Below are 10,523 nucleotides of genomic sequence, written 5' to 3' on the forward strand. Positions count from 1 at the left end.
GACCCGGGCTGCCGGCGTACCGGTGCACGTGACCGTCACCGGTCAGCCCCGGGAACTGCCCGCCGAGGTCGACCAGGCCGGCTACCGCGTCGTCCAGGAGGCCCTGACCAACGTCGCCCGCCACGCCGGCCCCGCCACCGCGCAGGTCCACGTCGAGTACGCCCCGGCGCAGTTGACCGTCTGCGTGACCGACGACGGTCAGGCGTCGCCGATCGGACCGGTGACCCCAGGAGTGGGCCTGCGTGGCATGCGGGAACGGGTCACCGGGCTGGGCGGCACGCTGCAGGCCGCGTCGCGCGACAGCGGTGGGTTCGGGGTACGGGCCACGTTCCCGCTGGGCGATTCAACATGATCCGGGTCCTGCTCGCCGACGACCAGGCTCTGATGCGCGCCGGATTCCGGGCCTTGCTCCACGCCGAGGACGGCCTGGAGGTCATCGGTGAGGTCGCCGACGGCGCGTCCGCAGTCGACCTGTCGCGACGCCTACGGCCGGACGTCGTGCTGATGGACGTGCAGATGCCGGGACTTGACGGCATCGAGGCCACCCGGCGCATCGCCGCCGACCCCGACCTGGCCGCGGTACGCGTGCTCATCCTCACCAACTACGGGCTCGACTCCTACGTCTTCGCCGCGCTCCGCGCGGGCGCCAGCGGGTTCCTCCTCAAGGACGCCGACCCCGCCGATCTGCTGCAGGCCATCGCCGTCGTGGCTCGCGGCGACGCACTGCTCGCCCCGGCGGTCACGCGTACGGTCATCAGCGAGTTCCTCGCCGGCCAGCCGCCCGCCGAACCGGCGGCCGGCCGGAGCCTGCTGACCGCCCGGGAACGGGAGATCGTCGAGTTCGTCGCCCGAGGGCTGAGCAACGACGAGATCGCCGAGCGCATGGTGATCAGTCCGTTGACCGCCAAGACACACGTCAACCGGGCGATGACCAAGCTGCACTGCCGCGACCGTGCCCAGTTGGTCGTGTGGGCGTACGAGTCGGGGCTGACCACGCCGCGCCGACGGTGACCCGGTGCGGGTGGCCGCTGCCCACCGCCGGAACAGGCGGCGGAGCAGCAGGTCGGCGAGGACGTGACGAGGCGCGAGCAGGGTGACTGCGTTCATCGGGCGCTCCGTGACGCGAGGTAGGTGAGCCAGCCGCCGTGCGCGGTGATGTCGACAGCGTCCTCGGTGGCGGTGGCTTCGCAGCGAAAGCCGGTGACGGCGCTTCCGTCGGCGAGCCGTACCTGCCCGAGGACCATGGGTTCCGGCAGCGCGGCGAGGAACGGGCCGAGCGCGGCGGAGGGCAGCTCCCACACCTCGCCGTCGATGCTCGCCCCGCCGGAGGTGACCCGGACCAGACCGGGCTTCGGCGGCTGGGTCGGCAGGGCGTGCAGGCGGTACTCGGCGGCGGTGCGGACCCGGCCGACAAACCGGCCACCGACCGCGGTCAGCTGCCCGTTGAGCGGCTGGCCGGTCAGGTGCGCGCCGACGACGAGCAGCCGCAGCCCGGCGGCGGCCGGGACCGGAGCGGGCTCCCCGGTCAGCAGTGCGGCCACGCCGGCCGCGACCGCGTCGGCGAAGCCCCGGGTGATCACCTGAACACCGAAGGGTCCGTCGCTGGTCTCGCCGGCCGGGACAGCGACGGCGGCGAGACCGAACAGGTTGCAGAAGTTCGTGTACGTCCCGACGAGCGCGTTGACGCCCACCGGATCCGCGGCGACCTCCGCGATCGTGGGGTGGATCGGGGCGGTGGGCAGCAGCAGCGCGTCCGCGTCGCCCCACGCACCCATCGCCTCGGCGCGCAGCCGCTGCAGGCGCTCGGTGTCGGCGACGAGCACGTGCGCGGGGATGTCCCGGGCCGCGGAGATGATGGCCCCCACCGTCGGGTCGACGTCGTCGGGGTGCGCGTCGACGAACGCGCCGACCGCGGCGTACCGTTCGGCGACGAACCCACCGGCGTAGAGCAGCTTCGCGGCGTCGAGGAACGGCGCGAGCCGGATCGGCCGCAGTCGGGCGCCGGCGGTCTCCAGGGCCTTGGCGGCCTGGTCGAAGGCGTCGAGCCACTCCTGCGACATGCCGACCAGTTCGTGGCGTTCCGGCACCGCCACCACCGGCCGTGGCGGCGCCGCGAGGGGCGCGTCCGCCGGCCACACCGGGTCGCTCATGATCGAGACCGCCTGCTGTGCCGCGCCGAGGTTGCGGGCGAAGACGGTCACGCAGTCGAGGCTGCGGCACGCGGGCACCACCCCCTCGACGGGCACGAGGCCCCGAGTCGGCTTGCTCCCGACGATGCCCTGGAACGCCGCCGGCACCCGCCCCGACCCGGCCGTGTCGGTGCCCAACGCGATGTCGGCGATGCCCAACGCCACGGCCACCGCGGACCCGGAACTGGACCCACCGGAGACCCGCCGCGGGTCGCGGACGTCGCGCACCGCGCCGTACGGGCTCCGCGTCCCCACCAGCCCCGTGGCGAACTGGTCCAGGTTGGTCTTGCCCAGCACGATCGCCCCGGCGTCGACGAGCCGCTGGACGGCCGGGGCGCTGCGGGCCGGCCGGTAGGCGTACCCGGGGCAGCCGGCCGTGGTGGGCAGCCCGGCGACGTCGATGTTGTCCTTCACCGCCAGCAGCGACCCGGCCAGTGGCAGGCTCTCGCCCGCCGCCAGGCGGGCTTCCAGGGTGACCGCGTCGGCCAGCACGTCCCCCTGCTCGCGCAGGGTGATCCAGGCTTCGGGTCGCTCGCCGAGGGCGAGCCGGGCGTACGCGTCGCGGACACGGTCCTGCGGGGTCATGTGGTGGTCCCTCCGGCGAGTACGAGCAGTGGGCTTCCCGGCGCGACCTGGGCGCCGGGGGTGACGAGGACGTCCGCGACGTGTCCGTCCCGCGGGGCGGTGACCACCGTCTCGAGCTTCATGGCCTCCAGCGCGAGCAGCGGCTGTCCCGCGACGACCCGGTCGCCGGGGCGCACGTCGACGCGCCACACGCTGGACACGAACGGCGCCTCGACCAGCGCGCCTCCCTCGGGCACGGTCACCTCGCCGGCGGCCGGCGGCGCCTCCGGCTCGGGGCGCGGGTCGAACTCGCCGGCCGCCGCCCACGCCGCGCGTTCCTGCCCGAAGGCGGTCGCCTGGCGCTGCCGGAAGTCCGCGATGGAAGCGGCGTTGCGGGCGAGGAAGTCCTCGTGGTCGGCGAGCCGGAAGGTGCCGTCCTCGATCCGCAGCCGGTGTCGCCCGGCGGCGACGTCGGCGCGCAGGTCGAGTAGTTCCTCGGCGCCCACCGGGTACCAGGAGATCCGATCGAAGTGGCGCAGCAGCCACGGCGAACCGGGTTCGAAACCGCCGGCCTGCCGCCAGCGCGACCACACCTGCACGGTGCGGCCGACGAACTGGTAGCCGCCGGGCCCCTCCATTCCGTAGATGCACAGGTACGCGCCGCCGATCCCGACCGCGTTCTCCGGCGTCCAGGTACGGGCCGGGTTGTACTTCGTGGTCACCAGGCGGTGCCGCGGGTCGAGCGGTGTCGCGACCGGCGCGCCGAGGTAGACGTCGCCGAGCCCGAGCACCAGGTAGCTGGCGTCGTGGACGGTGCGGTGGACGTCGTCGACGCTGTCGAGGCCGTTGACCCGGCGGATGAACTCGATGTTCCACGGGCACCAGGGCGCGTCGTCACGGACGCCGGCCATGTAGCGGGCGATCGCCTCCCGGGTGGCCGGGTCGTCCCAGGACAGCGGCAGGTGCACCACCCGGCTCGGCACCGCCAGGTCGCGGGTGGCGGGCAGCTCGTCCTCGACCTCGCGCACCAGGTCGAGCAGGCGGCGTACGGGCAGCCGGTCGGGGTCGACGTGGACCTGCACCGACCGGATGCCGGGGGTGAGGTCGACGACACCGGCCAGGCCCTCGGCGCGGAGCCGGTCCATCAGCGCGTGCCCGCGCATCCGCAGGCCGAGGTCGAGGGTCATCGGCCCGTACTCGACGAGCAGGTTGTCGTCGCCGCAGCGGCGGTACGTGACAGCCGGGGCGGCGTCGGTCGCCTCGCGGCGGGCAAGGACACCGTCGTCGCCGCTGACCACCGGCGTGACCGGGGTGAGCCGCCGGGCACGTAGGGCCGCCGCGGTGTCGTCGGAGACCGGCACGAACCGTACGGTGTCGCCGGGGCTGAGCTGGCCGAGTTTCCAGCGTTCGGCGGTGACCACGGTGGCCGGGCAGACGAATCCGCCCAGGCTGGGCCCGTCGGGTCCGAGCAGGATCGGCACGTCGCCGGTGAAGTCGACCGCACCGACGGAGTACGGGGTGTCGTGGATGTTCGACGGGTGCAGCCCGGCCTCGCCGCCGTCGGTACGCGCCCAGCGGGGTTTCGGGCCGACCAGGCGGACGCCGGTGCGGGCGGAGTTGAAGTGCACCTGCCACTGCGCGGCGTAGAAGGCGTCGATGTCCGCGCGCAGGAAGAACTCGGGGGCCGCGTGCGGCCCCTCGGTGACGGCGATCCGCCAGTCCCGCCGGATCGCCGGCCGCTGGTCGAGCGGCACCGGACCGACGACCGGTCCGGTGGGGTCGCCGTGGCGCAGGACGTCGCCGACGCGCAGCGCCCGTCCGCCGTGGCCCCCGAACTGGCCTAGGGTGAAGGTGGCCGCGCTGCCCAGGTACCGCGGCACGTCGATGCCGCCGGCCACCAGCACGTAGCTGCGCAGCCCACCGTCGGTCGCCCGGCCGACGTCCAGCACGCCGCCGGCCGGAACCTCGACCGGCTCCCAGCGCGGCACCGGCACGCCGTCGACGGTGACCGGCACGTCCGCGCCGGTCACGCAGACCGTGGTCGGGGCGGTGAAACGCAGCGCCGGGCCGTCGACGGTGCATTCCAGACCCGGCGCGCCCTCGGGATTGCCCAGCGCCCGGTTGCCGAGGCGGAACGACAGATCGTCCATCGGCCCGGACGGTGGGACGCCGACCTCCCACAGGCCGGTGCGCCCGGGCCAGTCCTGCACGGTGGTCAGCGTGCCGGGCCGTTCGACGACGATGCGCGGCTCGTCGTCGCGTACCCCGGCGAGGGTGGCGGTGCAGTGCCGCGCGGCCAGGACCGCCGGGTCGGCGGCGGCGGCGCGCAGCAGGCCGAGGTTGGTCTCGATGCCGTCGACGCGGGTGGCGGCGAGGGCGTCGCGCAGCTTCGCGTACGCCTCGTCGCGGGTCGCGGCGCTGACGATCACCTTGGCGAGCATCGGGTCGTAGGAGGTGGTCACCTCGGTGCCGGCCGCCACCCAGCCGTCGACGCGGACGCCTTCGGGGAAGCTCACGTCGGTGACCAGGCCGGCGCTGGGCCGGTGTCCCTGGGTCGGGTCCTCGGCGTAGAGGCGGGCCTCGACGGCGGCGCCGCTGGCCCGGCGGGGGGTGTCGAGGACGGTGTCGTCGCCCTGGGCCAGGCGCAGCATCCACTCCACCAGGTCGATGCCGAGGATCTCCTCGGTCACCGGGTGCTCGACCTGCAGGCGGGCGTTGACCTCGAGGAACGAGGCCTGTTCGCGCTCGGCGTCGTAGACGAACTCGACGGTGCCGGCCGACCGGTAGTGCACCGACGCGCACAGCGCCGCCGCCGAGCGGTGCAGCTGTTCGCGGACCGCGTCCGGCAGTCCCGGCGCGGGCGCTTCCTCGATCACCTTCTGGTTGCGGCGCTGCAGGCTGCAGTCGCGGTCACCGAGCGCCACGACGCGGCCCCGGCCGTCGCCGAAGACCTGCACCTCGACGTGCCGGGCCCGCTGCACGAACCGTTCCAGGAAGACACCACCGCTGCCGAAGTTGGCCACGGCGAGACGCTCGACCCGGTCGTACGCGGCGGTCAGCTCTTCCGGCGTGTGGCAGGCCTGCATGCCGATGCCGCCGCCCCCGCCGGTGGCCTTGACCATGACCGGGTAGCCGATGCGTTCGGCGGCGTCGAGCGCCTCGTCGAGGCCGGACAGCAGGCCGGTTCCCTCGATCATCGGCACTCCGGCGGCGCGGGCGAGGTCCCGGGCGGTGTGCTTGGCGCCGAAGGCGGTCAGTTGTGCGGGTGTCGGCCCGACGAAGGCGAGTCCGGCCTGCTCGACGGCGGTGGCGAATCCGGCGTCCTCGCTGAGGAATCCGTAGCCGGGGTGCACGGCGCCGGCGCCGGTGGAGCTCGCCGCGTCGAGAACGCGGTCGATGCGCAGGTAGCTGTCCCGGGCGGGGGCCGGGCCGAGCCGTACGGCCAGGTCGGCCGCCCGCACGTGCGGGGCGGCCCGGTCGGGATCGGAGAAGACGGCGACGGTCTTCAGGCCCATCCGGGCGGCGGTGCGGATGACCCGGCTGGCGATCTCGCCCCGGTTGGCCACGAGCAGGGTGTCGAACATGGGACCGTCCTTTCGCGTCAGGGGGCGGTGACGACCATGCGCACCGGCGTCGGGTCGAAGCCGTTGCACGGGTTGTTGATCTGGGGGCAGTTCGACACCAGGACCAGGACGTCCATCTCGGCGCGCAGGGCGACGCGCAGGCCGGGCGCGGAGATGCCGTCGACGATGCCGAGGCTGCCGTCCGGGTCCACGGGGACGTTCATGTACCAGTTGATGTTGCTGACCAGGTCCCGTTTGCCGAGTCCCCAGCGGGCTCCCTCGATCAGGAAGTTCTCGACGCAGGCGTGCTGGTGCTTGGTGTGGTGGCCGTACCGCAGGGTGTTGGACTCGCGGCTGCAGGCGCCGCCGACGGTGTCGTGCCGGCCCACCTCGTCGGCCACGACGGTCATCAGCGGCCGGCCCTCGCAGGAGCGCAGCACGCTGCCGGTGGTGAGGAAGATGCCGCCCTGCGCGGCGAGGGTGTCCGGTGCCGAGTACCGCTCGGCGGTGTCGTCGGCGTTGTAGAGCAGGCAGTCGACGGCCTGGTTGCCGTGCAGGTCGACGATGGTCAGCACCTGTCCGCGACGCACGATCGCCGACCAGGGCGCGCGGGCGGCGACGGTCTCGTCGAGAACGGTCGTCCCCGCAACCAGAGCGGTCATGCGATCCCCCGGGCGGTGAGGTGGTCGGCGGTGTTGAGGAAGGCGCGCTCGCCCTCCGGCGAGCGGGACCAGAGCCGGTCGGTCGGTGCGGTGGGTGCTCCGCTTGAGGCCCTGATCTCGACCGGGGAGCAGGTGTACGCCTCGCGCGGGTCGAGTGGGTGCGGGACGTTGGCGAGCAGCACCGTGACCGGCATCTCGGCGCGCAGCTCGACGCTGCCTCCCGGGCCGGCCGAGCCGAGCCAGGTGAACCTGCCGTCGTCGCCGACGCGTACCCCCTGGAAGAAGGAGATGCTCGGGGGCAGGTCCCGGCGGGTCAGGCCGTGTTTCGCGGCGGCCAGGGTGAGCAGTTCCCGGCCGGCGGGCGACGGGCCGTGCGGGCTGCCGTCGCCGTACCGTTCGGTGTTGCTGGCCCGGGTGGAGGTGCCGCAGAAGGTGTCGGAGCGGTCCCGTGCCCCGGCGGTGACCGAGGCGAGCACCCGCCCCTGGTCGGAGAGGAGCAGGTGGCCCTCGCCGACGTACGCCTGCCAGAGCACCTTGACGGTGTCGGCGACGTTGAGCCGCTCCCACGGCTCGTCGGCGTTGAACAGCAGCACCGAGACGCAGGCGTCGCCGTGTGGGTCGGTCAGGCGCAGCCGGGTGCCGCGGGCGAGCCGCTTGCTCGCGTAGCCGCCGCCGGGGATCGTCTCGGCCCAGGTGAGGTTCTCGCCGAGCCGGGTGGCCGGCACGATCGGCATGCACTCGACGACGGTTCCGTCCTGGGCGCGGGCGTGCTCACGGGCACCGGCGGTGGTGGCGGTGGAGCCGGTCATGCGGTCTCTCCTTCCGCGACGGCGGTCGCGAACGGCAGCCGCGGCGGGTGCAGGGACAGGGCACGGGTGCGGTAGCGCAGGTAGGCCAGCCCACCCAGAAGCAGAGCGCCGCCGACGAACAACAGCGAGAAGTAGTGCAGGTACCAGTGGGTGCCGGCGGGGTCGTAGACCTCCTGCCGTGGCCAGCCGAGGTTGAGGATCATGCCGATGCCGTAGAGCACCGCCAGGGCGTTGACGACGATCCCGAACCGGCCGAGGGCGAACAGCCCGCCGCCGCGCTCGGTGCTCGCCGCCTGCTCGCCGTTCGGCCAGCCCTTGAGCCGGCGCACCAGCAGCGGGACCGTGACCAGGGCGTACGCGATGTAGAGCATGACGATGCAGACGCTGGTGATGGCGGTGAACAGAGCGGCCTGACCGATGTTGACCAGCAGCACCCCGATCGCGCCGGCACCGACGACGATGGCGGGCAACGCCGGGGTGCCGGTGCGCGGCGACACCTTGCGCAGCGCGGCGGAGAACGGCAGCACGCCGTCGCGGGCCATCGAGAAGACCATCCGGCTGCCGGCGGTCTGGATGGCCAGGGTGCAGACCGTGATGGCGATCGCCACGTCGATCAGCAGGATCCGGCCGCCGGTCTCGCCGAGCCGGCTGGTCAGCACGTACGGCAGACCCTCGGTGGCGAGCCGACCGTCGGTGAGGCTCGGCGCCGCCATCAGCGCGACCAGCAGCATCAGCCCGCCGCCGATGCCGGAGGCGGCCAGCGCCCGCAGGATCGTCCGGGGGGCGGTGTGGCGCGGGTCGCGGGTCTCCTCGCTCAGCTCACCGGCGCTGTCGAAGCCCACCACCACGTAGGCCGCCATCAGCGCCGAGACCAAAAACGGCCCGACGTACGCCAGTCCGGTGCCGGTGCCGCCGGTGTCGAAGACGACGCCCGGGCCGCGTTCGACGTTGAACAGCAGGAGCACCACCACCGCGGCCACCCCGATGATCTCAAGGGTCACCCCGGTGCTGTTGACGATCGCCATCAGCCGTACGCCGATGACGTTCACCAGCGTGGTCAGCGCGATCAGGATCGAGCCGAGGATGACGGCGTTGGTGGCCCCACTCGTCGAGGTCAGCGTCGGATCGCCGCCGACGAGCTGAAACCCGGACCAGATGGAGGGGAGCACCACCTGCAGGGCGATCGCGGCGGCCGCGACGGTGGCGATCTGGGCGATGATCATGACCCAGCCGGCGAACCAGCCGACCGCGGCGTTGGAGAGTCGCCGGGACCACTGGTAGATGCAGCCGGACAGTGGGTAGCGGGCGGCGAGCTCGGCGAAGTTGAGCGCCACCATGAACTGGCCGGCGAAGACCAGGGGCCAGGTCCAGAAGAAGGCCGGGCCGCCGAAGGAGAAGCCGAAGGCGAACAGCTGGAAGACCGTGGTGAGGATCGAGACGAACGAGAACCCGGCGGCGAACGACGCGTAGCTGCCGATGCTGCGGCGTAGCTCCGGCTCGTACCCGAAGCCGCGCAGATCCGCCGCATCCGTGGTGGGGCCGGTCGAGCCGGACGGGGGCGGTGCGGGCGGAGCTGGGGTAAGGGACATGACCGCCTCCTCGGCTCGACGCGGCGGACGTCGCCCGCCGCTAATTCCTGTCGGTTGACAGGTTCCGGGAGTGGCTGGTGGCGGAGGTTTCCCGTTGGTAAATCCTGCGTTGCTGGATCCCGCAGCTTTGTTGCAGGCGGAGGACAGGAGGGCGACAAGCGACCGGCATGCGACGATTCATGGGTGACGTCGTCAACCCCGGCCGCCCCCGTCGGACGCCCCCGGTCGGGCGCACGGCGCCTCCCCACCGCCAGCGCGCGGGAGGAGATTCTCGACGCCGCCGCCGAACTCTTCGCCCAGCGCGGCTACGCCGCCACCTCCACCCGGCTGATCGCCGAAACCGTCGGGATCCGCCAGGCGTCGCTCTACTACCACTTCGCCAACAAGGAACAGATCCTCGCCGAACTGCTCGAGGCCACCGTCCGCCCGTCGCTCGTCTACGCGGGGGAACTCGCCGACCGGTCGCTGGAGCCGGCAGCCGCCCTGCACGAGCTGGTCAGGTACGACGTCGCTGTGCTGCTCGGCGCCCGCTGGAACATCGGCATCCTGTACGCGCTGCCGGAGGTCGCCTCCGAGCCCTTCGCCCGCTTCCGCCGCGAACGCGAACAGCTGCGCCTGACCTACCGCCGGCTCGCGGCCGCCGCCGCGGTCGAGGAGCCCGACATCACCGGCGACCTGGTCTTCGGCCTGGTGGAGAGCGTCATCGGAATGCGCCGCGACCTGCCGGTCCTTCCGCCGCCCGAGCAGGTGCAGCGCGCGGTCGCCGCCGCGGCCCTGCGCCTCGTCGGGTCGGCCGGGCCGCCGGCGGCCATGATCGCCGCCCGGTCCGAACCGTAGCCGGGCCCCGAAGGGGTGACCGCCCGCGACGACCAGCGGGCCTGGTGGCCGCCGCGACCATGCTGCGGAGCTGGGCGGCGTAGCGGCCGGCCGCCGGCCGGTAGACGATCAGGATCGAGCGGCTCACGGAAGGCTCCTCCAGCCACCGCCGCGGCGTGTCGGTCCCGGGCCGGTCCGTCGAGGCTCTCGAAGAGATTGACGTCGTCCTGTGGCCGGCTTCGGGCCAGGGCGGTGTAGAGCGCCAACGGATTGATGGGCGGCAGTGTGGCTGGCATCACGCTAGTCGGAATTGTTGCGCACGGTGGTGCGG

At 73.3% G+C, this 10,523-nt stretch carries 8 protein-coding genes; 3 read left to right on the forward strand and 5 right to left on the reverse strand.

Annotated features, from left to right (window positions below):
- The coding region (locus tag E1182_RS25530; protein WP_207921516.1) for a sensor histidine kinase at positions 1-352 on the forward strand (352 nt) is incomplete at its 5' end.
- Positions 349-1,011 (forward strand): response regulator transcription factor, encoded by a 663-nt coding sequence (locus E1182_RS25535; protein ID WP_132269855.1) that lies wholly within the window; start codon positions 349-351, stop codon positions 1,009-1,011. The genes E1182_RS25530 and E1182_RS25535, both read left to right, overlap by 4 nt.
- Positions 1,012-1,103: 92 nt before the next feature.
- On the opposite strand, the gene atzF is transcribed toward E1182_RS25535, so the two are convergent.
- From atzF to E1182_RS25560, 5 genes are read right to left on the reverse strand one after another with little or no spacing between them, the layout of a single operon-like run.
- Complete coding sequence (atzF, locus tag E1182_RS25540; RefSeq protein ID WP_132269858.1) at positions 1,104-2,774, reverse strand: allophanate hydrolase; 1,671 nt, start codon at positions 2,772-2,774, stop codon at positions 1,104-1,106.
- Positions 2,771-6,337: an urea carboxylase gene (uca, locus tag E1182_RS25545; protein WP_132269861.1), complete on the reverse strand. Its 3,567-nt coding sequence runs from the start codon at positions 6,335-6,337 to the stop codon at positions 2,771-2,773. The genes atzF and uca overlap by 4 nt, the downstream gene beginning before the upstream one ends.
- A gap of 17 nt (positions 6,338-6,354) precedes the next feature.
- Positions 6,355-6,978 carry an urea amidolyase associated protein UAAP2 gene (locus E1182_RS25550; protein ID WP_132269864.1) on the reverse strand — a complete coding sequence of 208 codons (624 nt, stop codon included), beginning with the start codon at positions 6,976-6,978 and terminating at the stop codon, positions 6,355-6,357.
- Positions 6,975-7,787 carry an urea amidolyase associated protein UAAP1 gene (locus tag E1182_RS25555; RefSeq protein WP_132269866.1) on the reverse strand — a complete coding sequence of 271 codons (813 nt, stop codon included), beginning with the start codon at positions 7,785-7,787 and terminating at the stop codon, positions 6,975-6,977. Before E1182_RS25555 ends, E1182_RS25550 begins: the two co-directional genes overlap by 4 nt.
- On the reverse strand, positions 7,784-9,376 hold the full coding sequence (locus E1182_RS25560) for an amino acid permease (RefSeq protein ID WP_132269868.1): 1,593 nt from the start codon (positions 9,374-9,376) through the stop codon (positions 7,784-7,786). The genes E1182_RS25555 and E1182_RS25560 overlap by 4 nt, the downstream gene beginning before the upstream one ends.
- Before the next feature lie 183 nt (positions 9,377-9,559).
- On the opposite strand from E1182_RS25560, the gene E1182_RS25565 reads away from it, so the two are divergent.
- Entirely contained in the window at positions 9,560-10,213 is a 654-nt protein-coding gene (locus E1182_RS25565; protein WP_132269871.1) for a TetR/AcrR family transcriptional regulator, read from the forward strand.
- Positions 10,214-10,523: the final 310 nt, after the last annotated feature.

Origin of the sequence: Micromonospora sp. KC721 (assembly GCF_004348355.1) — a bacterium.
In the GTDB taxonomy this organism is placed as follows: Bacteria; Actinomycetota; Actinomycetes; order Mycobacteriales; family Micromonosporaceae; genus Micromonospora.

Excerpts from the sequence above, each read along its gene's own strand:
- E1182_RS25535 (WP_132269855.1), top strand. The coding sequence starts at position 349 with ATGATCCGGGTCCTGCTCGCCGACGACCAGGCTCTGATGCGCGCCGGA.
- atzF (WP_132269858.1), bottom strand. The coding sequence starts at position 2,774 with ATGACCCCGCAGGACCGTGTCCGCGACGCGTACGCCCGGCTCGCCCTC.
- uca (WP_132269861.1), bottom strand. The coding sequence starts at position 6,337 with ATGTTCGACACCCTGCTCGTGGCCAACCGGGGCGAGATCGCCAGCCGG.
- E1182_RS25550 (WP_132269864.1), bottom strand. The coding sequence starts at position 6,978 with ATGACCGCTCTGGTTGCGGGGACGACCGTTCTCGACGAGACCGTCGCC.
- E1182_RS25555 (WP_132269866.1), bottom strand. The coding sequence starts at position 7,787 with ATGACCGGCTCCACCGCCACCACCGCCGGTGCCCGTGAGCACGCCCGC.
- E1182_RS25560 (WP_132269868.1), bottom strand. The coding sequence starts at position 9,376 with ATGTCCCTTACCCCAGCTCCGCCCGCACCGCCCCCGTCCGGCTCGACC.